This is a genomic window from Streptomyces sp. NPDC031418 (assembly GCF_055581605.1).
The window spans coordinates 58534-80842 of sequence record NZ_JBVIJC010000028.1 but is presented as its reverse complement, the minus strand read 5'-3'; the positions used below and the strand labels follow the sequence as shown (position 1 = coordinate 80842).

Below are 22309 nucleotides of genomic sequence, written 5' to 3'. Positions count from 1 at the left end.
CCGGGGTGATAGGTAAGCGATGTGACAGAGAGTCTTGAGTTTTCCGCCCTGCTGCAACTGATCGACGAGCGGTCGGCCGCGTTCCGGAGTGCGGTTGCCGCCGCGCCCAGCCTTGACGCGCCGGTGCCGTCCTGCCCCGAGTGGACGGTGTTCGATCTGGTGCAGCACCTGGGTACGGGCCAGCGCTGGTGGGCCGCGATCGTCGCCGCGGGCCCGGCCGAGGCTCCGCCGGCCAAGGATGCCGCGGAGGCACCGCGCGAGCTCGATGCGCTGCTGGCCTGGTACGCCGAGTCGAACGAACTGCTGCTGACCGCGCTGCGCGAGGCCGGCCCGGAGCGCGGGTGCTGGACGTGGTGGAGCGCCGGTGTGTCGCCGGCGAATGCGTGGGGCGTCGCCCGGCGCCGGGTGCACGAGGTGCTGGTGCACACGTACGACGCCCAGCTCGCCGCAGGCGCCGTGCAGCCCATGCCGGCGGACGTCGCGCTCGACGGCGTGGCCGAGTTTCTCGACACCTGCAACTCCACCCCGGCGGCCTGGCCGCACGAGCCCGCCATCATCCACTACCACGCCGCCGAGGGCCGCTCCTGGCTCCTCGCGCTGGACGGCAGCGGCGCCTGGCCCGCACCCCTGACGGACGACGCCCCGCCCGCCTCCGCTTCGGCCACGGGCACGGCCGAGCAGCTGCTCCTCTTCGTCTGGGGCCGCCTCACGATGAGCGACCTGAAGATCGAGGGCGACCCGCAGGTGTTCGAGCATCTGATCGCCTGGGAGCCCGAGGAGTAGCCGGTCGGTACCGCCGGCGGACGGCCTCGATGACGTCCCTTAGTTGGCCCTGCCGTGTCATGCTGCGGGCCCGATGCCGAGTTCCGTGAGCAGGCCGCGAACGCGCCGCTCGATCTCGTCGCGAATCGGGCGCACGGCGGTGACGCCCTGGCCGGCCGGGTCGTCGAGCTGCCAGTCCAGGTACCGCTTGCCGGGGAAGTACGGGCAGGCGTCGCCGCAGCCCATCGTGATCACCACGTCTGACGACCGCACCGCCTCTGTGGTGAGGATCTTGGGCGTCTCGGCCGAGAGGTCGATGCCCACCTCGGCCATGGCCTCGGCCACGGCCGGGTTCACGGTGTCGGCGGGGGCGGACCCGGCCGAGCGGACCTCGACCCGGCCTGCGCCGAGGTGGGTGAGGAAGGCGGCGGCCATCTGGGACCGGCCGGCGTTGTGCACGCAGACGAACAGCACGGAAGGAACGGCGGAGCTCATTAGGCTGGTGCGCTTTCTTCGAGGGAACGGGCGGGAGCGGAGGGCTGCGGCCCGCCGTGGGGGACGATGACCCCATCCTCGCGCACGGCGGCCGGCCGGCCGAAGCAGACGACCACCAGGCCGAGCCCGGCGGCCGCGCCGATCAGCTGGGCGGCGAGGAAGGGCAGCACGGAGGTGGGGGCGATGCCGGCGAAGGTGTCGGTGAATGCGCGGCCGATCGTGACGGCCGGGTTGGCGAAGCTGGTAGAGGACGTGAACCAGTACGCGGCTCCGATGTAGGAGGCGACCAGCAGCGGCGCCAGGTGCGGGCGGCCGGCCCGGGCCAGGCCGAAGACAACCCAGACGAGCCCGGCGGTGGCCACGACCTCCGCCAGCCACAGGTGTCCGGCCCACCGGTCGTGGGTGGAGAAGCGCACCAGCGGTTTCCCGAACATGGCGTCGCCCAGCACGGACCCGGCGATCGCCCCGGCGACCTGGGCAGGCACGTACGCGGCGACGTCCCGCGCAGTGGGGCCATCGCCGGTACGGCGGCCGGTGAACCAGGCGGCGAGGGTGACCGCGGGGTTGAAGTGCGCCCCCGACACCGAGCCGAGCAGGGCGATCAGCACGCCGAGACCGAAGACGGTGGCCAGGGAGTTCGCCAGCAGCTGCACCCCGACATCACGGGTCAGCTCGGTGGCCTGGATCCCGGAGCCGACCACCACCGCGACCAGCGCCGCCGTCCCCAGCCCCTCGACCGCCGCCCGCCGCAGCAGCGGGGCCGGCGCGCTCACACCGAGGCCTTCGCGGACACGGCCGGGATCTGGAGCAGAGCGGACAGCTTCGCCAGGGCTTCGGGGAGAACCCAGTAGTACACCCAGGTCCCACGCCGCTCGGAGCCGACCAGCCCGGCCTCGCGCAGCACCTTCAGGTGGTGGGAGATCGTGGGCTGGGAGACGTCGAACGGGCCGATGAGGTCGCACACACACGCCTCGCCGCCTTCGTGGGAGGCGATCAGCGACAGCACCCGCAGCCGGATCGGGTCCGACAGTGCCTTGAACATCCGCGACAGCTCGGCCGCGGCGTCCTCGCCCAGCGGCTCGCGGACCATCGGCGCGCAGCACACCGCATCGTCCTGTCCGAGCACCGGAAGACCAGCTTGTTTCGACATTCCTCAATATTGACAGCTGTCGATTCAGGCGGCAAGGTCAGTTGTATCGACAGATGTCGAAACAAGTCGTGGGGAGACCGCCATGTCCCGTGTTCAGCTCGCCCTGCGCGTCGCCGACCTCGAAGCCTCCATCGCCTTCTACTCCAAGCTGTTCGGCATCGAGCCGGCCAAGCGCCGCGAGGGCTACGCCAACTTCGCCATCACCGAGCCCCCGCTCAAGCTCGTCCTCATCGAGGGCGGGACCGGCGAGGACACCCGCCTCGACCACCTTGGCGTCGAGGTAGCCACCACCGAGGACGTCAACGCCGCCACCACCAGGCTCGAGGACGCCGGCCTGGCCACCTTCGAGGAGAGCGACACCTCCTGCTGCTACGCCCTCCAGGACAAGGTGTGGGTCACCGGCCCCGGCAAGGAGCCCTGGGAGGTGTACGTGGTCAAGGCCGACGCCGACACGCTGGAGAAGGCCGACACCGCCGCCGACGCGTGCTGCGGCATGAGCGCCTGCGGCACCCCCTGACGAGCAGGCCATCGACCTGGTTCACACCCGGGTCGAGCCCGAGGCCGCCACTGGCGAGATCCCAGCCGGACACTTCCCTGCGGGACCGGACCCGGTCAGTCCTGACGTGTTGCCGCCGGAGGCCGCCAGATGTCCATCGGCGTCGAGCCGACGGCGAGGCCGCGCTCGTCGAGGAGTCGGCCCATGTGCTTGAGGGTGCGCAGTGACACCGCGCTGCGGACCACGGCGAGTTCGGGGAAGCGGGTGGCCAGGGACGCTTCCAGCGCGGGGAGCCCGGAGGCGTCGCGCAGCCAGGCGATCAGGTGCAGGTTCTCCGGTCCGGTCAGGCCGACGCTGAGCCTGATCTCCGGGAGCGCCGCCACGGAGCGGGCCACGCTGTCCAGGCGCGCCGCCGGCACGCGGCACCGGAGCACGGCCGTCACCGGCCAGCCGGAGACCGACTGGGCGATCTCGCAGCGCATCCGCATCCGCCCCTCGGACAACAGCCGCCCCAGACGGCGCCGTGCGGTCGGTTCGCTCACCCCGAGGCGCGTGGCGAGCTCGGTGTTCGGCAGGCGCGCGTCGGTCGTCAGCGTGCGGATCAGCTGTTCGTCGAGTTCGTCCAGGGGGCGGACCGGCTCGTCGCGGGCCGGGGTGTCACCGATCACCGTTTCGCGCTGGGCCGGTTCGAGGGTGCCCAGGCGCCAGCGGCTGGCCTCGCCGTACGTGGTGACCAGCAGTTCGGCGTGGTGGGCGCGTACGCCCGGCACCACGTCCAGGTCCCGTCGCAGATAGGCGGAGGAGGAGGCCAGGTCGGCCACGGCCACCGTGGCCAGCAGCGAGCGGGTGCCGGTCAGGTGGTGCAGGTAGATGACGTGCGGCTGAGGCAGCAGTTGCTCCACGACGGCATCGGTGTCTCCCGGGAGGCACTCCAGCTCGACATGGAGCAGCCGTAGCAGCCCGCTGCGGGTGACCGGGCCGGGGACGCAGGAAGTCCAGGCCAGCCCGGCCCGCTGGAGGCGGTCCCAGCGCCGGGCCGCGGTGACCGGATCCACGCCCAGCGCACGGGCCACCACCGTCCACGACGCCCGGGCGTCGAGTTGCAGCGCGTGCACCAGCTCCAGGTCGAGCTCGTCGACGAGTTCCTGCATCGATCCCCCTTCACAGCCGCCCTTCCCCAGGATCCTCGCTACGAAGACACGATTGACGCCGAAATCCTGCGCATCAGGGCTCATCGGCAGCTTGCTGCTCATCCTAGGTGAGTCCTTCCGCCCCACCTCGAGGAGCGCTGCCATGTCCGTGCGCGAGGCCGCCCACGCTCTGGCCGACGATCTGGTCGCCCTACGACGTGAGATCCACGCCGACCCCGAACTCGGCCGTCAGCTGCCCCGCACCCAGCAGCGGGTGCTGGCCGCGCTGGACGGGCTGCCGCTGGAGATCACCACCGGCCGTGAGCTGTCCTCGGTGACCGCCGTGCTGCGCGGTGGCCGGCCGGGTCCGACTGTCCTGCTGCGCGCCGACATGGACGCGCTGCCGATCACCGAGGACACCGGACTGCCGTACGCCTCGAAGGTGCCGGGAGCGATGCACGCCTGCGGCCACGACCTGCACACCGCGATGCTGGTGGGTGCGGCGCGGCTGCTGGCCGGACGACAGCGGGAGCTGGCCGGTTCGGTGGTGTTCATGTTCCAGCCGGACGAGGAGGGCACGGACGGCGGCGGCGCCGTGCCGATGCTCGAGGAGGGCGTGCTGGAGGCATCCGGGCAGCGTCCGGTGGCGGCGTACGCGCTGCACGTGGCCTCGAACCGGCTGCCGCGCGGCCTGTTCGCCGGCCGGGCCGGGACGGCGGGGGCCGCCTCCGACGGGCTGGCGGTGACCGTGCGGGGCAAGGGCGGTCACGGCTCCGCACCGCATGCGTCCGCCGACCCGGTGCCGGTGCTGTGCGAGATGGTGATGGCCTTGCAGACCTTCGTCACCCGCCGCTTCGACGCCCAGGACCCGGTGGTGCTCACCGTGGGCACCATCCACGCCGGCACCAAGCGCAACGTGATCCCCGAGCACGGCTTCTTCGAGGCGACCGTGCGGACTTTCTCCCGCGAGGCCCGGAAGCTGATGCGGGAGGGCACTCACACCCTGCTCACCGGTATCGCCGCAGCTCACGGCCTTACCGCCGAGGTGGAGTACGAGGACGGGTACCCGGCGCTGGTCAACGATCCGGCCGAGTCGGCGCTGGCCGCGGGTGCCGTCACCGACCTGTTCGGCGCGCCGCGCTACCTCGACGCGCAGACGCGCACGCCCGGCGGGGAGGACATGGCGTTCGTCCTGGACCAGATCCCCGGCGCCTACCTGATGCTGGGCGCCTGCCCGCCGGACCGCGACTTCTCCACCGCCGCCCAGAACCACTCACCGCAGGCGGTGTTCGACGACTCCGTACTGGCCGACGGTGCGGCCCTGTTCGCGGAACTGGCGCTGCGGCGCCTCGCCCAGGCCGAGCGGTGGGCGGTCGGGACGTCCACGAAGGCCGAGGCCCGGTGAGAGCGGCCCCGACGGGCGGCCGTACCGGTGCGGCCGGGCGGTCCGCCGCCGCGGGACCGGGCCTGCGCCGGACGCTGACGGCCCTTCTGCCGGTCGAACTGTTCAGTGGATTCCAGCAGAGCTACTTCACTCCGCTGCTGCCGGCCGTGGGCCAGCGGTTCCATGTCGGTGTGACCGCCCTGGCCTGGACGGTGACCGGGCCCGCCCTCGCATCGATGGTGGCCACCCCGCTGCTGACCGCGCTCGGGGACCGCCACGGCCACCTGCGGGTGCTGCGTGCGACGGTGGCGGCGGTCGCGACCGGAGCGGTGCTGATCGCCCTCGCGTCGGGCTTCGGAGCCCTGCTGGTGGGGCGGGCGCTTCAGGGCGCCCTCGCCGGGTTCCTGCCGCTGATGTTCGGCCTCGTCCGGCTCCGGCACACGATCGAGGACACCCGGCGGGGCGTCGCCCACCTGTCCCGGGGCGCTGATGCCGGGCCTACTGCTCGGCAGCGTGAGCACCTCACTGCTGCTGCACGCGGCCGGTCCCGTGCCGGCGCTGTGGGTACCCGCCGTCGGCACACTCGCGGGGCTCGCCCTGCTGGGGACGGTGCCCCGCGACGAGCCGTCCGGCGACGTGTCCGCGGCAGGCGGCGCCGACTGGGCCGGGTCGGCACTGCTGTCGGCCGGCCTCGTGCTGGCGGTGCTCGCACTGCACCCGGGGGCGGTCTGGGGCTGGACGGCCCCCGCAACGCTCGCCTGCCTCGGCACCGGCCTGCTGCTGCTCGCCGCCTGGACGGCGCTCCAACTGCGCTCCTCCGCACCGTTGATCGACGTACGCCGGCTGTTCCGGCCGAGCCTGCTACCGGTGTTCGCGGTCGGCTGCTGCGTGAACTTCGTCGTCATCGGCGGACAGGTTTCCTACGCCGCCTATCTGACGGACCGTGCCGGGCTCGGACTGAAACCCGCCGCCGCTGGGCCGGTACTGCTGCCGGCCCTCTGCGCGATGGCCGCGTTCAGTGCGCTGACCAGCCGGTTCGGGCGGGTCGCCGGCTTCCGGCGGGTCACCGTGACCGGCGCGGGACTGCTGGTCGCGGGCACGGTGGGCATGCTGCTGCCACCCTCCACCGTGGTCGGGGTCGAGGCGGCGCTCGTCCTCGCGGGCGCCGGGCTGGGGCTGATCACGGGCGCGACCCGGGTCCTGGTGATCGACGGCGTGCGCGTCGAGGAGACCGCCGCCGAGGGCCTGTTCGAACTGCTGGTCAGCCTGGGCATCGCCGTCGGCTCGGCCACCACCGCGGCGGTCCTGGCCGCACAGGGCGACAACCTCACCGGCTATCGGACCGTCTGGACGGTCGGCACCGCAGTGGCCCTGCTCGGCCTCGCGGCGGCCTTGCGCCTTCCCCGCCCGACAGACACGGCAGACTGACGGCCAGTCGGCTGCATGCTCCGGTTGGCGCCCATCACCAAAGCTTGTCGATCTCCCCTGGATACAGCTCGATGCGGGAGTGAGGGAACGACGCCAGCGCCTGACGGCCCGCAGCCGAGAAGAAGTCTGCCATCGTGACCTTGTCGAAGCCGGGCTGATCGCTGGGAAGGGGAGCCTGCGGTGTTCCTCCGATGAGTACGGCTCCCGGAAGCACACGCCAACCGGCGCTCTCGTAGAACGGCCGTAGTGGGCGATCACACGTGAAGAGGCCCACGTCCAGGCCCTGGGTGATCATCCTCTCGCGCGCCGCTGTCACCAGATGCCGGCCGTACCCACGACCACGCGCCCGCTTGCTCGTCACCACCGTGCTCAGCCCACCAGCCGAAAGGCACTGACCGGCATGGACGATCTCTTTGAACAGGATGTCCAGCGCGGCGAGCACGGTCCCCTCGTCCACGAGCAGCAGCGACGACGGGCGCAGTGCAGGATCGTGGATCGGGGCGTCCACCGGAGCGTCCGGCCCGGACTGGGACGGCCATGCCTGGTCTTGGATCTCTCTCACCTGGACCCGCAGGTCGGCGGGGGTGGCTGCTTCCGGGAAGGACAAGATCTGCACGCGCCGATTGTGCTCGGGCCCCGCGCAAGCGCAAGCGATTGAGACGATGATGATCACACGCGGCTATATCAGTATGGACGGGTCATTCGTTCCAGCCGGACCACGACGATGGCGATGTCGTCGTCTGCGCCGCTGGTGAGGCCCAGGCGGGCGAGGAGGGCGTCGGCGAGGTGTTCCGCGCCGAAGTCGGCGCAGGTGGCGAGTGCGGAGGTCAGGCGGGTCAGGCCGGTGTCGATGTCCTCACCGCGGCGTTCGATCAGGCCGTCGGTGTAGAGGACGAGGGTGTCGCCGGGGGCGTAGGTCACGTTGGCCTGGGGGCGGGGGACGTGTTCGGGGCGGGCGCCCAGCGGTGGGTCGGTGGCCTGGTCGAGCAGCTCGCAGGAGCCGTCGGGGTGGAGCAGGACGGGTGGGGGGTGGCCGGCGCTGCTGTAGACGAGGAGCTGGCTGTGGCAGTCGACGAGGACCTGTACGGCGGTGGCGGCCAGGGCCCCCTCCACCGAGCGGGCGTAGAGTCCCAGCACCTCCAGGGCCTGGGCGGGGCCGTGGACGGCGCGGGTGGCGGCGCTCAGCGCGCTGCGGAGCCGGCCCATGACGGTGGCGGCCGACAGCCCGTGGCCGACCACGTCACCGACTGCGACGGTGAAACGGTCCCCGGGCAGGTCCACCGCGTCGTACCAGTCTCCGCACACGTTCAGGGAGCCGGTCGCGGGCAGGTAGCGCACGGCGATATCCGGATGCCGGGCCAGGTCGGGGGAGTGAAGCATGGCCTCTTGCAGGGCGACGGCGACCCGCCGTTCACGGGCGTGGGCCTGCCGCAGTTCCTCGTTCAGCTGCTGTAGCTGCCGCGCCCGGACATACAGCTCGGCCTCCATGGCCGCTTCCCGCCCGGGACTGACCGACGGCGGATGTGCCGTGCGGTGGGCACGGACGACGTCGGTCATGTCCTCCGACCGGTGGATGATCCAGGTGACCTTTCCGTCCGGGCCCAGGACCGGCACGTTGATCGCCGTCCACCACCGCTCCTTGAACACCTCGGGATTTCCGGCGACCGAGATGTCGTACTTCTGCAACGCCATGTGATCCGTCTCGCCGGAGAGCAGGACCCGGTGCAGTGAGGCTTTCAGCGTGTCCACCCCGTCCGCCTCCGGGTCGGCGGGGTCGTCCGGGAAGGCGTCGAAAAGGTACTGCCCGAGCAGCTCGACCAGGCTTCGCCCGGTGACCTCGCAAAATGCCTGGTTGGCAGCCGCGATCACCAGGTCCGTGCCGAGTACCAGGCACGGGCTCGGAAGGGCGGCGAACACCCCCGGATAGTCGATCTCCGGCATCACGCGCACTTTTCCTGCCAATCGCTCGCTCCTCAATCTACGGAAGGTCCGGGCCCCGCGCCCGCCGAGCCCGCTCGCGTGGCGGTGCCATGGGACGTGTGGGACGCCTCATGGCGGAGGCTTACGCAGGGGCCAGGTGCCGCGTCGACCGCTGGCGCCGAGTCCTGGGCTACGGGCATGACCGAGATCCAGATCCCGACGCCCCGCGACGCCTCCGAGCTGCTGCTGGCCGGTAACCAGCACACCAGGACGCTAGGTGCCCGCATGCGTCCAGGAGCATCCCTCGCTACTCGGGGGGCGCAGCGCTCACTCCGTACGTCGCCGGCTCCGGTGCGCGTGGGCGCCTTCGGCCTGCGTCCTCAGTACAGCTTCACGTGAAGCTCAAGGCGGGAAGATGCGGATCGCTGGAGGAAGTCCGGTGCGTCGGGTGTCCGAAGCCGAGTGCGTTCGTCCCGCCGGTCGGGCACCATGCACAGCGGTGTCGGCAGCCCGTGGGAGCTGGCGGGCAGTCATTCGGGAGGAGAGGCGAGGCAGTGAGGAAGAAGCGGGGGGAACGCGCCGAGACGGCAGCGGACGAAGCGGGAAGCGGGGGCTTACGGTCCGCCGTACCGAGGCAGTCCCGCGTCCGGGGTGTGCTGCTCCTGGCCGCTGCTTGGCTGACGGGCCTTGTGGGATTGGGGTTTGCCCTGGCCGCGTTCAACCACTGGCAGGCCGCCCGGTTCCCGTCCAGGCTGGCCGCCTATGCGGTCTGGCTGCGTGCTCCCTGGTGGTACACGACCGTCGTAGCCGCGGGGGTGATCGTGGCCGGGGCCGTGGCGCTCGGGGCCGTACGCGCTGTGGTGCTGCGACGTCCTCCGAGCGTCCAGGGTTTCAGTCGTCTGCGGCTCTTCCTGCCGGTCATGGCGTTCGACGCGGTCTACGGGTTGGGGAGCGACTCGCTGGTGCCCTGGTGGGATCTCGACCTCCTCGTTCCCCTCGTGGTGGTGTGCGCCCAGACCCTGTTGTTCGGCGCGCGTCGTCTCGCCGTGCTCGGACGGCAGCACCTCGCGGCGATCATCCGGTCCCCGGGAGAACTCCCCAGGGACTCGTTCACCCTCTACCTGAGGTCCTTCGAGGACGACGTCGGGCGTACGGCCCTGGAGGAGAACCGGCATCCGGCCCCCGGGCCGGGCGCGGTGCTGTCGGACCTGCCGCTGTCTGCGCGGACCGAGGAGGAGCAACTGGCACAGGCACTGAAGCTGGTGGCACCGATGGTGGCCGTGGGCCGGCCGGGGGAGCGGCTTCCTCTGGTCGGTGCCCGGCGGTTGTATCTGCCGATCGACGACTGGCAGGACACCGTCCGGGACTTGATGGGGCGAGCGCGGCTGGTGGTGATGGCTGTGGGGCTGGGTCCCGGACTGCTGTGGGAGTTCAGGGAGGCGACACGGCTGCTGCCCGGCGAACGACTCGTTCTCCTTGTCCCCGGTCGTGACGAGTACGAGACGTTCCGGGCCCAGGCGGCGGCGCGAGGCCGGCACGACACAGCGCGGCCGGGGCAGGCGGGGGGTGCCTGGTCACCACCCGCCCTGCCGCCCTATCCAGACCGCGAACCTCCAGCCGACCTCACGTTGAAGGGCGCGGTGTACTTCGATGCCGACTGGAGCTCGCACTTCGTGCTCTTCGGCGCGGGCCGCAGCCGGAACAGACCCGGCGGTGTGGTCCGATCGGCTGTGGCGGAAGGGCTCAAGCCGGTACTCGACCGGTACCGCCCTGGCCGCCACCGGTGATACAGCCCGCACCGCGCCGTGTTGGACAAGAGCCCGGGAGGCGGGGATCAACGGACCTCCAGTTCGTGCGGGGTGGAGCGCCCGGGCCCGAGGGGTGTGCCGGAGGGGGCGCGGCCGGTGCCCGAGGGCCGCCGACTCGCTGGTGCTGAGCGGAGGTTCGGGGGTCGTGACGGGCGCCGGCGCCGGGCCGCGCAGCAGTGCGCGCAGCGCGCACGGACGGGCGAGTTCGGTCGGCCGCCCTTCCAGGGTGCCCAGGCGGACGAGGGCGCCGAGCGCGCAGCGCGTCCGCCCGACTGGGCCGGGCTCCGGTGTTGTCCGGGTACCGCACGTCCTCGCTGGTGGCCACGGACCAGGCGGCCCGGGTGCCGTGGAAGACGGCCCGCTGGACGTGGCCGGCGAGACCTCCGGCGTCCGGGCCGCGGCGTTCGAGCTCGCGGGCGAGCGCCAGCACGCCGGCCGCCGCGACGGACAGGCCGTGCCCGTACGCGGGGTTGGTGTGGGCGACGGCGTCCCCCAGCACCGCGAAGCCGTCCGGCCACCGACGGCACCGGTCGTAGCGGCGCCGACGGTCGGCGGTATTGCCGTAACGGCGCACCCGGTCGAGCGGGCGGCAGAGCGGCAGCAGCTCGGCACTGACGCTCGCCGGGCTCGGCGTCGGTGCGCCGACCGGTGCGACGAAGCGGATGCCTCCGGAGACCAGGACGTAGGACGCCGTCTGGGGGCAGCCGGTCTCCGGGCCACGGTAGGCGACCAGCCGCATGCCGAACGCGGCGGAGTAGTAGGGCGCGGCCTGCCGGGCGTTGCCGTGGCGGGGGAGCGGGGGAGCGGTGCAGGGGTGACCGGAGCGCCTGCCGGGCGGTCCGGTCGCGCGGCAGGCGGGCGCGGCTGGTGGCGCCGGGGAGCCACAGTGGCGCGCATGACGGTGATGTGTACGGCGGTGATGTGTGCGGCGGTGATGTGTACGGCGGTGAGGCGTACGGCGCTCGGGTGTGTGACGGCGGGGCGCGCTCCGGTCCGGCGTCCGTGGGAGGTGGGCCGGCGAGGTGGAGGCGGCGGGGGTGCGGGAGGGCTCCGCCGGAGCGCTACTGTGCGGCGACGGGGGTCAGGCAGGGCAGGCCAGGGTGCCCCGGCGTTCACCGGCGCCGGTGAACGGCCGCGCGCGGTGAGCCTGCGAGTCCGTCGGAAGTTCCTCGTGCCGGAATTCAGGAGTCCGCTCCCGCTGGATCGCTCGGCGCGGAAGGTGTGTCGAATGCTCACGGGTCGCGACAGCCAGGGGCGGCGGAACACCTACGGCATCGATGACGTCCGCAAGTCCCTTCAGAGACCTCCCTCATGACGTCTCTTCCCTTCACCGGAACATGCGGGTCGACCGGGTGCAGCTGCTGCTGCGGCAGCTGGGTCGGCCGGCCCTGACCTGACGCCTCCAGGATCGTCTGGGTCGCGGCGAAGTTCCGTTTCCCACACAGATCCACACACCGCTCGAAGACGGCGCAGCAGGCCTTCCCGCCATAGCCAGACATGGCCGTTACGACACGCAGGGGCGCCTCTGTCGCAGATACCGGGTCAGCGGTCCACGGCGGGCAGGTGGACCAGGCCGGTGTCGTTCATGATGCGGTCGACGGTCTCGTGGAGAGCGCTGTCGGCTCCGATGACGGTCTCGATGCCGCCGGGCAGGAGATCGCGCTCCCGGTACCATTCGCGCAGCTGGGTCTCGTTGACGTCGTCGGCGATCGGCTTGGTGGCGTGCCGGGTGAGGGTTTCGGTGAACGGCACGTCCAGGTAGTAGCCGTGGCTGGAGCCGCGGTGGTCGGCGCGCAGTCGGGCGAGCATGTCGCCGTAGCGGTCGGAGTAGAGGATGCCTTCGATCACGACGTGGAATCCGGCGTCCAGGGTGTAGCGGGCGGTCAGGTCGATCAGGCCGATGTTCGCGGCGCCGGGCCGGTCGCGTTCGCGGAGCACGACGCGGCGGAGGTTGTCCTGGGCGACCAGGGCCAGGCCGCGGCCGAACCGCTCGCGCAGACCGGCGGCAACGGACGACTTCCCCGAGGCGCTGTTGCCGCGCAGAACGACCAGCCGGGTGTCTTCGCTGCCCACCATCACGGCGGTCACGTTACCGATGGCCGAGAAGGTTCTCCGGAGCCGGCCGGCCTCCGCAGGGGCGCGGCTGCGCTAGAACGCGACAGCCGACAGGTCGCCGGCGACTTCGACGGCCTGGTACCCGTAGGTATCCGCGGCGTCGACGCGCAGCATGAGACAGAATCGATCGAGGGAGTCGATCTCCCTGGTGAGACGCTTGTAGTCGTGCTTGAGCAGGTGTACCGCCGCACGGTTGGCGATCGCCGACTGCCCCATGATCATGAGCACCGGCTGTGCGGACTGGGAAGGGGTGAACTTCGCGACCAGCGCATGGTCCGTTCGACCGTACTTGTGGAGGAAGCGCTCATCACCGACGGTGAAGTCACCACGTCGATTGACCTTCACACCGGGCAGATGCCTCGCCAGGTACTCGACGTTGCGTCGGTTCGACCCCAGGCCACCGATACTCAGTTCGGTGCGATCCCCATTGAGCTCCGGTGCTTCTGCGGCAACGAGAGAGAACGCACACCCTGACTCCTCGGCGAGCATGGCAAGTTCGATGATCGCGTAGACGTCACCATGCTCGGTAACGGTGGGCATCTGCCAGTGGCTGTTCAGGATGATGACGCACGGTACGCCGGGCCGCAGGCCAAGGAGTGCCTGCTTCTGGTGCAGGATGCGAGCGGCGCTCACACGCTTCCAGGCCCAGACGGACCCGCCGCTGACCACGCTCGTGATCAGCCCGATCACGACATTCAGCACTGCATCCGACACGGAACCCCCGCCCTTGTCGTGGCAACACGATCTGATAGTCGGTGTGCAGCCTACTGATGATCTCCGCGCCAGGATGGTCCTTGAGCCAGGCCTTGAACGTCTCGGAGGTGCGGTCGGGCAGCACGTCCACGACCCGGCCTACGGTGGCCCGGAGTTGTTGGATGACGCCGGTCCTTGAAGGGACCGAGGACCGCCCTGCGGACCGTACGGCCTCGCAGGGCGATCCTCAGAAAGCGACGGGTATTCCACGGTCCCGGCCGGAGTGGCTCATTGGCCCTTCTCGGCGAAAATTTTGATCAGGTCCTGGGCTGAGTCGATCCCGGGCATCTCGTCGGTGTTGGTCTCGGCGCTGCGGCGGAACATGGCCTGCTCGTACTCCGTGAGCGCCGTCTCGATCTCGTCGGGATGCGCGGCGAGGGCCGTGCCGAGTTCGGCGCCGTCGAGCATGGCCAGGTTGGCGCCCTCGCCGTTGGGAGCCGAGAGGTGGGCGGCGTCGCCGAGCAGGGTCACCCCTGGCACCCGGTCCCACCGGTGCGCGGCCGGCAGAGCATAGAGGGGACGAAGGACCGGCGCGACGTCGCTGTCGGTGATCAGCGCGGTGAGCTCCGGCGCCCAGCCGTCGAATTCCTGCGCGATCCGTGCGGTGGCCGTGGCGGCATCGGCGAAATCGATGGCGGCGAACCAGTCCTGAGGCTTGGACAGCCCCACGTAGCCGTGCAGGGTGTCGTCCTTTTCCCGGTGAGCGAAGATCTCCCTGCCCGGCGAAGGAGCGATCAGCATCCCGCCGCCGACCGCTTTCGCGACAGCCGGGTGCCGTGTACCAGCGTCGTACAGGTAGGTCTCGACGACCGACTTCCCGATGTACTCGGGTACGGCACTCGACAGCAGCGGCCGGACCCGTGACCACGCGCCGTCCGCGCCGACCAGAAGGCTGGTGACGACGGTGCCGCCGGCGGCGAACGTGACCTCGTGGCGCCCTTCGCCGAGCGCACGGATCCGGCTGACCTTGTGCCCCCACTGCACGGTGCCTGCCGGGAGCGAGTCGAGCAGGATCTGTCGCAGGTCGCCGCGCTGCACCTCAGGGCGTCCGCCCGTGCCGTCGTCTGGTTGGTCGAACAGGACGGTCCCGTCCCGGTCGAGGACCCGCAGAGCCTGACGGCCCTCGAGAACGATGGCGTGGAACTCGTCCATCAACCCGGCTGCCTTGAGTGCGAGCTGCCCGTTGTAGTCGTGGATGTCGAGCAGTCCGCCCTGCGCGCGTGCCGAGGGGGAGGACTCCGCCTCGTAGACCGTGACCGGGATCCCGTGGACGTGCAGGACGCGGGCCAGCGTGAGTCCGCCGAGTCCGGCGCCGATGATCGTGACTGCTGTGTGCATGGTGGTTCCTTCCGGATCGGGCCACCCGGTGAGCTCCGGCCGGCCGCCTCTGGAAAGGTGCCAGCCCCCGCCGACGAGCCACCGATATCCGACCGACAGCCCGCCGACACGGCTCCGACATGGCACCGACACCACAGATCAGCTGGTTGTCAGGCCAGACAGGTCCAGCTGATTGAGCCCGCAACCAAGCGAGCGACACGTTCTGGGCCGTCATCCGTAGCGGCTGGTGGCCCGGGGCTGGTTGGTCGAAGCCGCGCACGAGGCGGCGGCTTCGCATCAGAATCAGCATGTTTCCAAAGCGTCGGCCGGCCGCCGATGATCGCCCGCTACGAGGCCATCGCATGCTCTGACGCGCCAAGATGCACCCGTGTTACGTTCCGACCGGGGATCGAACGCAGGTTGCTGGGCACGGGGGCTGGGGTGGCATTGCTGGAAGCGCTGATCACGACCGTTACTGGAGCGGCCTCGGCGACCGTCGGAGTGCTGGTAGGCGGGATCGTCACCAGACGGGGCCAGGACCATCAGTGGTCGCGGGATCAGCAGCTGGTGGCTTACCAAGAACTCCTGAGCCACTACGCCAAGTTCACCATGGTGATCAAGCGAGCACACGCCGACCGTCGCGGCTGGGACTACGACTGGGCCGAGTGGAGCGCCGTACTGACGCGGGTCAGCTTGATCGCTCCCGCAGAGGTTGCGGGAGAGGTCGACAGCTTTGGGCAGTCGGTCGACCGCTTCTTGGACCGCGTCGCGCGGGAGGTCGATCCGGTCCGTACGCCACTCGGCGAGGAGGAGTTCCGGGGGGCCAGCGCGGAGGTGGCTCAGGCGCAGGTGCGACTGGTCAATGTGATGCGGCGGTCGCTGGGAGGTGGACGGAAGGCGCTGACCTTCTGGGTCGGAGGGTCGCCCTCCGGCCCAGCAAGTGGCGGACCGCTGTAGCGATCACAGCCACTCGTTGATGACGGCGATGGTGACTGTGGCCTCGTAGCGGACGGCCAGCTTGTCGTACCTCGTGGCCACCGCCCGGTGGCGCTTGAGGCGGTTGATCCCGCCCTCGACTGCGTGCCGCTCGCGGTAGTCGGCCTTGTCGAACCTCAGCGGGCGACCGCCGCGAGCGCCTGGCTTCCTGCGGTTACAGATCTGGTCGGACTTCTCCGGGATCGTGCAGCGGATGCTGCGTCTGCGCAGGTAGCCGCGGCTGGCTCGGGAACCTCCGGCTGGAACTGGGGACTGTCGTGCCGATGGCCGGCCGTGATCAGGACGGACAGCTGCTTCAGTCGGTGCTCGACCGCCAAGTGCACCTTCGTGGTCAGTCCACCTCGTGAGTGTCCACGCTGGACGGCTTGTTGGCGTAGACACCCTTCCAGCTACCAAGACGCCCTGTTCTGTGTACGGCAGTTGCCCAATCACCCTCATCGGCGCCCCGGCGTGGCCCTCACGATGGGCACGACGGCAGCCAGTCAGCAACGGCACGGGCCGACACCGGGTCTGCATTCCTCCGGCTACCTGCTGTCCGCTGCCCTGGAGCCGGCCTCCGACTGACCCTGGCCCGCCGCGGCCACAGGTTCGCGCCCGGCGTCACCCCGAGCCGTGACCGGCTCCGGGTCTTCCCATGCCTCGGGCAGCAGCAGCACGGCCAGGTTCGCCGCTGCCACGAGCACCGCACCTGCCAGCAGTGGCGCCGAGGTGCCGACGAGGGTGGCAACCGGAACAGCCACGGCCAGGCCCAACGGGCGGGCGGCAAACGAGATCAGCGAGTCGAAGGAGCCCACCCGCCCGAGCACCTCCTGCGGGATGCGGCGTTGGATGGCGGTCTCCCACAGCGGGCTGAGCACTCCTAGGCCGAACATCGCCACGAAGTACGCAGACGCCGCCCAGGGCAGCGCCAGTTCCAGCCCGAAGGCCGCCAGTGGCAGCGCGAAGACGGCCGCGCCCACGGCCACGCCGACCAGCGGGCGGCGGATCGGCAACCGTCCTGCGGCAAAGGCACCGACCAGCATGCCGACGGTCCCCAGCTGGGCCACCAGGACCCACGCGCCGTCACCTCCCATGCTCCGGACGGCGATCAGCGGTCCCAGGGTGAGCAGGAAGCCGGCCGCCAGATGCCATACTCCATGGCCCAGCACATTGGTGAGGAACCAGCGGTGGCGCCGGGTCTCGGTCCAGCCTTCGCGCAACTGCGCCCCGAACCCCGCGTGTCCGCCGTCGGCCGGCCTGGTGGCCCGGCGGGTGTGCAGGCCGCCCAGGGTGGTCGCAGAGCCGATGAAGAGCGCTCCGGTCAGGAGCGAGGACCAGCCGGCGCCGAGCATCAGCATCATGCCGCCCGCCGTAGCGGGGCCGGCGGTCTGGGCCAGGCCGGTGGCGACGTCCAGCCGCGAGTTCAGCCGCAGCCGTTGGTCGGCGTCGACGGTCGCCGCGACCAGGGTGCGGACCGCTGGGGTGCCGAAGGCGACCGCGGCGCCGGTGACCGCGGCGAGCACGGCGAGGTCGGGCACCCGGACCAGGCCGCTGAGCAGCTCCGCGCCGATCGCGATCTGTGCCGCGCCCCTGAGCAGATCGGCAGCGAGCACGACCCGCTGGGGCGGGAAGCGGTCCGCCAGCACGCCGGCGACCGGCAGCAGCACCAGCATGGGCAGCAGTTCGCATGCCAGCACCAGGCCCAGATCCCCTGCCGAACCCGTCGAGCCTGCGGCGTGTCCTCGAAGCAGCGCGAGCGTGAGCGTGGTGGGTATCAGCGCGGTGGCCAGCGCCGCGCAGGTACGGCCGACCAGCAGTCGGCGCATGGGTTGCGTCATGCGTGGATAGTATTTCGCCAGCTAATCATTTGGCAACGAAATATAAGTTGGCGTAGCATACTGAGGGCATGGACACCGAGAGTCGGGGCCGGGAGCGGCCCGCAGAACCCGCAGGAGGGGACGACTCCGTCGACGTGCACCTTGCACGCTGGCGCGGCAAGGCCCCGTTCGACGCGCGGGTGGAGGGGATCATCACCCGCATTCAGCTCCTGGCCAAGCATGTCGGCCAAGCCAAAGACCGCGCCCTGGCCGAGGTCGGCCTGCAAGAGTTCGAGTTCGCCACGCTGCACCGGCTCGTCGCGCGCGAGGCCCCGGGGCGGGCCACCCCCTCCGAGTTGGCGGCTGAACTCATGCTGTCTCCTGCCGGCATGACAGGCCGTCTGGACACCCTGGAACAGTCAGGGCTGGTACGGCGTGTGCGCAGCAGTCAGGACCGACGCAGGGTGGACGTGGAGCTCACCGAGGCGGGGCGCGCCCGCTGGCTGGCCGCGATGGAGCTGCGCGGGCAGGCGGAGGACTCGATGGTCGCCCCGCTCGACCCGGCGGAGCAGGACGCACTGAGCGCCCTGCTCAAGCGGATGCTGATCCAGGCGGAGGCGGACAGCCGCCACCGGTGAACCCCAGGTCGCGCGTTCGCCCGGCACCCCGCAAGATCGGTTGTCAGGCCACGGATCCCAGGGTTCCTCCTGCCGGACCGGCGACATAGCGTGGCCGGCGCGCCGGGTTGAGACGGTGGGCCGCGTCGAACGCGCTCCCCTCGTACTCTTTGACCTCGGCGAAGGCGTCGTCCTGCGACCTAGCCGTCGACCTGCCTTCCTGGCCTGAGTGCGGCCGTCGCTCACCGCGCACGCGGCAGGTACGCCAGCAGCCGGCGGGCGGAGAGGGGCCCTGTGACTATGCGGTTGGCTGCCCCGTCTGCTCGGCCTCGGCGCGTAGCTTGGCGGCCCGCTCGGCCGGGTGGTAGTCCGGTCCGACGCCTTCGATCAGCAGCAGATCGCCCTCGATGTGATCGGTACGCAGTCGCAGGATGTCTCGGTAGGCGGGCGAGTCGTACCAGGCACGGGCCTCGGTCAGGCTGGGGAACTCGATCAGCACCATGGTGCCGGGCCATGTGCCCTCCACCACCTCGGCCGGCGGCCCGTGGATGAGGAAGCGGCCTGCGAAGGGGTCGAGGGTGGCCTGGATGCGCTCCAGATACTCGAAGATGTCGGCGTGATGGCGGCGGCTACGGAGATGGGCGAAGCCATAAGCGGACATGGTCGGGCTCCTTCGTTCCGTTCGTCCTAGGGCGGGGCCCCGACCAGAACGTAGACGGGGGCGAGGAAGGAGGGCGATTACCTCGCAGGTAATGGCCGCTGCCTGAGGTAAAGGCTGGCGGGCGACCGGACCGCGGGGATGCCGGGGTTCCGAGTTCGTCCAGCACCGCCCGAGGCAGCCGGCGCCACAGGCCGACCCGGTCCATACCGTGAAGCGGCGATGCGCGGTGGCGGAGGATGTGCCGAACATCTGCGGCAGATGACGCCAGGCACAGCCGCTGGTCAGCACGTACACCACCGCAGTGAACACGGCCCGCTCGTCACGCGGAGCGGACCCGCCACCTTGCGGTTCGAGCCGTGAACGTCGGCAGTAACGGGGCGACCAGCTCCCAGAGGTCATCAGGAACCAGCCGCTTCGACAGATCAGCACTCACGGTCGGCACCATGCCGCTCGGACATCACGTCACGTGGCACAGCCTTCTATGCCTTGACCGATGCGGCCGATCTGGCGGCCTGCTCGATCTTCGCGCAGTAGGCGGCGCGGGCTTCCTCATCGATCGTCATCTCGTGTTCGGGCCGCATCCCGGTTCGGCCATCGACGCCTTCACGCAGGATGTCGGCGTGCCCGGCATGCCGGTTGGTCTCGGCGAGGACGTGAACCAGGATGGCGAACAGGTTCGCGTTGGGATAAGGATCCGGCCACCACGGCACGTGGCCGGGGGCCTCGAGGGGAAGCTCATTGATCGTCGCGTCTGAGTGTTCCCACGTGCGCCGGTAGAACTCGACGATCTGATCGCGGGTCTCGTCCGTAGTCGCCCACAGATCGCTGCCGTCATGGTCCTGCCACCGAGGCAGCGGTTCCGGGGAAGGGCGGTCGAAGACCTCGCCGAAGTACCTGGCCTCGACGCTGGCCATGTGTTTGACCAGGCCGAGGAGGTTGGTCCCGGTCGCTGTCAATGGCCGGCGGGCGTCGTATTCTGACAAGCCGTCGAGCTTCCAGAGCAGCGCCTTGCGGTCCCGCCGCAGTCTCCCGTGCAGGCTGTCCTTGGCGAATTCATCGATCATGCGGCATGAGCCTGCCATGGACTACTTGCGGCCTCAAGATCCCGTACGTGGCGCATGGTGGCTGCGGCGGCCTGCTCGGTCGACGTGCTGTCCGAGCCGAGCAGGCTGGTGTGTCCGGGGCGGTCTGCCGGGGTCTGTCCTGGCGTTGTGGTCGGACGTGGGTCAGCAGGACGTCGTCCATTCGCTGGACGCTCCCCGACCGGCAGCCGCGCTGTTGTTGGAGACTTCCTGGCCGGGCGCGAGGCAGAGAGTGACGTCGCCTGTGTAGTCGCGCCCGCTGTAGACCTTGACGTGGTCCTTGACTCCGGGGCTGGACTGGCCGTGGTTAGCCCAGGAGGCGTCCTTCTGCGACATGGCGTCTTCCCACTCTTCATCGTCGCCGCTGAAGACGAACCGTTGGCCGGTGAAGTCCGGTCCGGTCCACACGCAGAAGTTCCCGGCGGGGCAGACGGCGGCTGATGTGGCTGAGGCGGGGGCAGGGGCAGTAGCAAGAGCCCCGGCGGCAAGCAGCGCAGCGGCCAGAACGGCGGTCGGACGCTTCACAGGAGAGATCCTTCGATCGGTGCGGAGATGAAGAGGAAGGGCTGCGGCGACGGCGCGCTCGTGCAGCCGCCGCTCGGTGACCCGCCCGCCGCCTCGGCGCGGACGACTGCCAGCGAGCGGACGGATGCCCAGCCTTTCGTTGATTACTACGGCATCGACCACCGGATCCCACCGATCATCAGCGTGTCGCGCTGGGCAGTCACCGGAACGAGTGTCGGACCTCGCAGAGGGGTGACGATCTCACCCGGTGATTTCCAAGGCCCACCACGCCCGGGGGTTCGTATCAGGGCTTCACCGGCGTGCTGTTGGAACTGGTGGTTGGCGCCGCGCCTGAACGAGGAACAGGTCCGGCAACTCCTTCCTCCCGCTGTTCCCGGCGCACGCTGCGGTGGCCGGGGGAGAGGCCGAAAGCCGGAAGTCATGGACCGGATCCGCGCCGAGTCCGGCCCCCGCGCGGGTCGGCCTCGCCTGGTGGAGTCGCCGGCACCGGCCGGCAGGCGGCCGACGAAGTTGTAGCCCGTCACGGCGGGCCGGCAGGAGCCTGCGGGTGGATGGTCGGCATCCCGGGCCGGTCTGCCGGGAATTCGGGATGGTGGACTGGGAGGTGCCTGTGCTGGATGGCGAGGGGTTGGGTCTGGATGAGGTGCTGCGGGCGGCCGAGGACGGCGCGCCGGTGGAGTCGGTCGACGTCGTGGCCCGCCACCTGGAGAAGAGGTTCTCGGCGAACGAGGTGTCGTTCTGGCTCGTGGACATGATCGGGCAGGACGCCGTACGGCTGCCCAGAGCCGGCACGGCTGCGCAGGAGCGGGGCACGGCGGAGAGACTCAGGCTCGTGGGCAGCGTCTACGACCGGGTGCTGCGCTCCCAGCGCCTGCACCAGGAGCGGGACGAAGAGGGCGGCTGTCGGCTGCTGGCCCCGGTGACCAACCGCGGCGACTGTATCGGCGTCCTGGACATGGTCGTACCCGAAGCCGACGACGCGGTGCGGGAGGGGGTGACGCAGGCCGCACACGCGCTGGCGTACATCGTGGTCACCGACCGCCGCTTCACCGACCTCTACCACCGGGGCCGGCGCACCACCACGATGAGCCTGGCCGCGGAGATCCAGCACCAGTTGCTGCCGACGGCGTCCTGCTGCGAGGCCGCGCAGTTCACCCTCGTGGGTGGTCTGGTACCGGCTGACGACATTGGCGGCGACACCTACGACTACGCCCTCGACCAAGACGCCCTTTACCTGTCGATCACCGACGCGATGGGCCACGACACCGCCTCCGCGCTGCTGGCCACACTGACCGTGAACGCGCTGCGCGGCGCCCGCCGCGCAGGGCACAGCCTTCTCGGCCAGGCCCATGCCGCCCACCAGGCGATCACCAGCCACGGCCACGGCATGACCACCGGCCAACTGCTGCGCATCCGGCTGGAAACCGGCACCTGCGAACTGGTCAACGCCGGCCATCCCTGGCCGCTGCGCCTGCGCGGCAACGATGTGGAGGAGCTGACCCTCGCAGTGAACATGCCGTTCGGCGTGCCCGCCCCGGTCGCCTACCAGACTCAGCGGCTGCGTCTGGAGCCCGGCGACCGCCTGGTCCTGACCACCGACGGTATGAGGGAACGCGCAGCCGCCAGGGTCGACCTTCCCGCCCTGCTCCACGCCACCCGCGACGAACACCCCCGCGAAGTGGTGCGAACCCTGACGGGGGCGGTCCATGAGGCCTGCGCAGGATCTCTGCCTGACGATGCCACCGCGATGGTCCTCGACTGGCACGGCAGCCGTACCGGACAGCGCCCCACCAGCGGCGGCTCCAACACCATGTGAACGTGTGAACCAAGGGCTGCCCTGGGCCTCTTCGGCGTGGCCACGGGGCCGAAGATCG

Annotated in this window: 22 protein-coding genes and 3 pseudogenes; 10 read left to right on the top strand and 15 right to left on the bottom strand. The window is 70.6% G+C overall.

The window, feature by feature from the left end; all coding sequences use genetic code 11:
• Positions 1–21 precede the first annotated feature (21 nt).
• A complete protein-coding gene (locus ACZ5CZ_RS33010; RefSeq protein ID WP_468948070.1) occupies positions 22–783 on the top strand; it encodes a maleylpyruvate isomerase family mycothiol-dependent enzyme in 762 nt (253 codons plus the stop codon).
• A gap of 57 nt (positions 784–840) precedes the next feature.
• Here ACZ5CZ_RS33010 and ACZ5CZ_RS33005 read toward each other — a convergent pair whose 3' ends face one another.
• The 3 genes from ACZ5CZ_RS33005 to ACZ5CZ_RS32995 are packed head-to-tail and all read right to left on the bottom strand — an operon-like array spanning position 841 to position 2407.
• Positions 841–1257: an arsenate reductase ArsC gene (locus tag ACZ5CZ_RS33005; protein ID WP_468948068.1), complete on the bottom strand. Its 417-nt coding sequence runs from the start codon at positions 1255–1257 to the stop codon at positions 841–843.
• Positions 1257–2030: an aquaporin gene (locus tag ACZ5CZ_RS33000; RefSeq protein ID WP_468948066.1), complete on the bottom strand. Its 774-nt coding sequence runs from the start codon at positions 2028–2030 to the stop codon at positions 1257–1259. The genes ACZ5CZ_RS33005 and ACZ5CZ_RS33000 overlap by 1 nt, the downstream gene beginning before the upstream one ends.
• Positions 2027–2407, bottom strand: coding sequence for an ArsR/SmtB family transcription factor (locus ACZ5CZ_RS32995; protein ID WP_468948064.1), 381 nt, complete (start codon positions 2405–2407; stop codon positions 2027–2029). The genes ACZ5CZ_RS33000 and ACZ5CZ_RS32995 overlap by 4 nt, the downstream gene beginning before the upstream one ends.
• An 82-nt stretch (positions 2408–2489) precedes the next feature.
• Between ACZ5CZ_RS32995 and ACZ5CZ_RS32990 the strand changes: the two genes are divergently transcribed.
• Positions 2490–2924, top strand: coding sequence for an ArsI/CadI family heavy metal resistance metalloenzyme (locus ACZ5CZ_RS32990; RefSeq protein WP_385846943.1), 435 nt, complete (start codon positions 2490–2492; stop codon positions 2922–2924).
• A 95-nt stretch (positions 2925–3019) separates the two neighbouring features.
• On the opposite strand, the gene ACZ5CZ_RS32985 is transcribed toward ACZ5CZ_RS32990, so the two are convergent.
• A complete protein-coding gene (locus ACZ5CZ_RS32985) occupies positions 3020–4054 on the bottom strand; it encodes an Lrp/AsnC family transcriptional regulator (RefSeq protein WP_468948061.1) in 1035 nt (344 codons plus the stop codon).
• Between the two features lie 142 nt (positions 4055–4196).
• Between ACZ5CZ_RS32985 and ACZ5CZ_RS32980 the strand changes: the two genes are divergently transcribed.
• From ACZ5CZ_RS32980 to ACZ5CZ_RS32970, 3 genes and pseudogenes are all read left to right on the top strand, one after another.
• Entirely contained in the window at positions 4197–5438 is a 1242-nt protein-coding gene (locus ACZ5CZ_RS32980) for a M20 metallopeptidase family protein (protein WP_468948059.1), read from the top strand.
• Positions 5399–5875, top strand: a pseudogene (locus ACZ5CZ_RS32975) (MFS transporter); the annotation flags it as partial. The gene ACZ5CZ_RS32980 and the pseudogene ACZ5CZ_RS32975, both read left to right, overlap by 40 nt.
• 55 nt (positions 5876–5930) lie before the next feature.
• A complete protein-coding gene (locus ACZ5CZ_RS32970; protein WP_468948057.1) occupies positions 5931–6845 on the top strand; it encodes an MFS transporter in 915 nt (304 codons plus the stop codon).
• 34 nt (positions 6846–6879) lie between these two features.
• Here the strand turns inward: ACZ5CZ_RS32970 and ACZ5CZ_RS32965 are convergent, their stop codons facing one another.
• Complete coding sequence (locus tag ACZ5CZ_RS32965) at positions 6880–7461, bottom strand: GNAT family N-acetyltransferase (protein ID WP_468948055.1); 582 nt, start codon at positions 7459–7461, stop codon at positions 6880–6882.
• A 68-nt stretch (positions 7462–7529) separates the two neighbouring features.
• Entirely contained in the window at positions 7530–8789 is a 1260-nt protein-coding gene (locus ACZ5CZ_RS32960; protein ID WP_468948147.1) for a SpoIIE family protein phosphatase, read from the bottom strand.
• 174 nt (positions 8790–8963) lie between these two features.
• Here ACZ5CZ_RS32960 and ACZ5CZ_RS32955 point away from each other — a divergent pair, with 174 nt between their 5' ends.
• Both ACZ5CZ_RS32955 and ACZ5CZ_RS32950 read left to right on the top strand, forming a co-directional pair.
• The gene (locus ACZ5CZ_RS32955; protein ID WP_468948053.1) at positions 8964–9164 is read left to right on the top strand and encodes a hypothetical protein; all 201 of its coding nucleotides are present in this window, start codon (positions 8964–8966) and stop codon (positions 9162–9164) included.
• Between the two features lie 254 nt (positions 9165–9418).
• The gene (locus ACZ5CZ_RS32950; RefSeq protein WP_468948051.1) at positions 9419–10552 is read left to right on the top strand and encodes a hypothetical protein; all 1134 of its coding nucleotides are present in this window, start codon (positions 9419–9421) and stop codon (positions 10550–10552) included.
• 1563 nt (positions 10553–12115) lie between these two features.
• On the opposite strand, the gene ACZ5CZ_RS32945 is transcribed toward ACZ5CZ_RS32950, so the two are convergent.
• From ACZ5CZ_RS32945 to ACZ5CZ_RS32935, 3 genes are all read right to left on the bottom strand, one after another.
• Positions 12116–12649, bottom strand: coding sequence for a P-loop NTPase family protein (locus ACZ5CZ_RS32945; RefSeq protein WP_468948049.1), 534 nt, complete (start codon positions 12647–12649; stop codon positions 12116–12118).
• A gap of 72 nt (positions 12650–12721) precedes the next feature.
• Positions 12722–13402 carry a hypothetical protein gene (locus tag ACZ5CZ_RS32940; protein WP_385846932.1) on the bottom strand — a complete coding sequence of 227 codons (681 nt, stop codon included), beginning with the start codon at positions 13400–13402 and terminating at the stop codon, positions 12722–12724.
• 267 nt (positions 13403–13669) lie between these two features.
• Entirely contained in the window at positions 13670–14779 is a 1110-nt protein-coding gene (locus ACZ5CZ_RS32935) for an FAD-dependent oxidoreductase (RefSeq protein ID WP_468948047.1), read from the bottom strand.
• A 420-nt stretch (positions 14780–15199) separates the two neighbouring features.
• Here ACZ5CZ_RS32935 and ACZ5CZ_RS32930 point away from each other — a divergent pair, with 420 nt between their 5' ends.
• Positions 15200–15715 (top strand): hypothetical protein, encoded by a 516-nt coding sequence (locus tag ACZ5CZ_RS32930; protein ID WP_385846929.1) that lies wholly within the window; start codon positions 15200–15202, stop codon positions 15713–15715.
• A 3-nt stretch (positions 15716–15718) separates the two neighbouring features.
• Here the strand turns inward: ACZ5CZ_RS32930 and ACZ5CZ_RS32925 are convergent.
• Both ACZ5CZ_RS32925 and ACZ5CZ_RS32920 read right to left on the bottom strand, forming a co-directional pair.
• Positions 15719–16107, bottom strand: a pseudogene (locus ACZ5CZ_RS32925) (transposase family protein); the annotation flags it as partial.
• Between the two features lie 171 nt (positions 16108–16278).
• Positions 16279–17571, bottom strand: a complete 1293-nt coding sequence (locus ACZ5CZ_RS32920; RefSeq protein WP_385846928.1) for an MFS transporter — start codon at positions 17569–17571, stop codon at positions 16279–16281.
• Positions 17572–17639: 68 nt separating this feature from the next.
• On the opposite strand from ACZ5CZ_RS32920, the gene ACZ5CZ_RS32915 reads away from it, so the two are divergent.
• Positions 17640–18188, top strand: coding sequence for a MarR family winged helix-turn-helix transcriptional regulator (locus ACZ5CZ_RS32915; RefSeq protein WP_468948044.1), 549 nt, complete (start codon positions 17640–17642; stop codon positions 18186–18188).
• Between the two features lie 277 nt (positions 18189–18465).
• Here ACZ5CZ_RS32915 and ACZ5CZ_RS32910 read toward each other — a convergent pair whose 3' ends face one another.
• The 4 genes and pseudogenes from ACZ5CZ_RS32910 to ACZ5CZ_RS32895 form a co-directional block, all read right to left on the bottom strand.
• Complete coding sequence (locus tag ACZ5CZ_RS32910; RefSeq protein WP_385846989.1) at positions 18466–18828, bottom strand: DUF1330 domain-containing protein; 363 nt, start codon at positions 18826–18828, stop codon at positions 18466–18468.
• Positions 18829–19035: 207 nt separating this feature from the next.
• Positions 19036–19227 (bottom strand): annotated as a pseudogene (locus tag ACZ5CZ_RS32905) (transposase); the annotation flags it as partial.
• A gap of 80 nt (positions 19228–19307) precedes the next feature.
• Positions 19308–19892, bottom strand: a complete 585-nt coding sequence (locus ACZ5CZ_RS32900) for a DinB family protein (RefSeq protein ID WP_385846926.1) — start codon at positions 19890–19892, stop codon at positions 19308–19310.
• Positions 19893–20054: 162 nt separating this feature from the next.
• Entirely contained in the window at positions 20055–20435 is a 381-nt protein-coding gene (locus tag ACZ5CZ_RS32895; protein WP_385846925.1) for a peptidase inhibitor family I36 protein, read from the bottom strand.
• Between the two features lie 613 nt (positions 20436–21048).
• Between ACZ5CZ_RS32895 and ACZ5CZ_RS32890 the strand changes: the two genes are divergently transcribed.
• Positions 21049–22251 carry a PP2C family protein-serine/threonine phosphatase gene (locus ACZ5CZ_RS32890; RefSeq protein WP_468948146.1) on the top strand — a complete coding sequence of 401 codons (1203 nt, stop codon included), beginning with the start codon at positions 21049–21051 and terminating at the stop codon, positions 22249–22251.
• Positions 22252–22309: the final 58 nt, after the last annotated feature.

Excerpts from the sequence above, each read along its gene's own strand:
- ACZ5CZ_RS32910 (WP_385846989.1), bottom strand. The coding sequence starts at position 18,828 with ATGTCCGCTTATGGCTTCGCCCATCTCCGTAGCCGCCGCCATCACGCC.
- ACZ5CZ_RS33005 (WP_468948068.1), bottom strand. The coding sequence starts at position 1,257 with ATGAGCTCCGCCGTTCCTTCCGTGCTGTTCGTCTGCGTGCACAACGCC.
- ACZ5CZ_RS32935 (WP_468948047.1), bottom strand. The coding sequence starts at position 14,779 with ATGCACACAGCAGTCACGATCATCGGCGCCGGACTCGGCGGACTCACG.
- ACZ5CZ_RS32980 (WP_468948059.1), top strand. The coding sequence starts at position 4,197 with ATGTCCGTGCGCGAGGCCGCCCACGCTCTGGCCGACGATCTGGTCGCC.
- ACZ5CZ_RS32955 (WP_468948053.1), top strand. The coding sequence starts at position 8,964 with ATGACCGAGATCCAGATCCCGACGCCCCGCGACGCCTCCGAGCTGCTG.
- ACZ5CZ_RS32915 (WP_468948044.1), top strand. The coding sequence starts at position 17,640 with ATGGACACCGAGAGTCGGGGCCGGGAGCGGCCCGCAGAACCCGCAGGA.
- ACZ5CZ_RS32985 (WP_468948061.1), bottom strand. The coding sequence starts at position 4,054 with ATGCAGGAACTCGTCGACGAGCTCGACCTGGAGCTGGTGCACGCGCTG.
- ACZ5CZ_RS32990 (WP_385846943.1), top strand. The coding sequence starts at position 2,490 with ATGTCCCGTGTTCAGCTCGCCCTGCGCGTCGCCGACCTCGAAGCCTCC.
- ACZ5CZ_RS32900 (WP_385846926.1), bottom strand. The coding sequence starts at position 19,892 with ATGATCGATGAATTCGCCAAGGACAGCCTGCACGGGAGACTGCGGCGG.
- ACZ5CZ_RS32920 (WP_385846928.1), bottom strand. The coding sequence starts at position 17,571 with ATGACGCAACCCATGCGCCGACTGCTGGTCGGCCGTACCTGCGCGGCG.
- ACZ5CZ_RS32995 (WP_468948064.1), bottom strand. The coding sequence starts at position 2,407 with ATGTCGAAACAAGCTGGTCTTCCGGTGCTCGGACAGGACGATGCGGTG.
- ACZ5CZ_RS32945 (WP_468948049.1), bottom strand. The coding sequence starts at position 12,649 with ATGGTGGGCAGCGAAGACACCCGGCTGGTCGTTCTGCGCGGCAACAGC.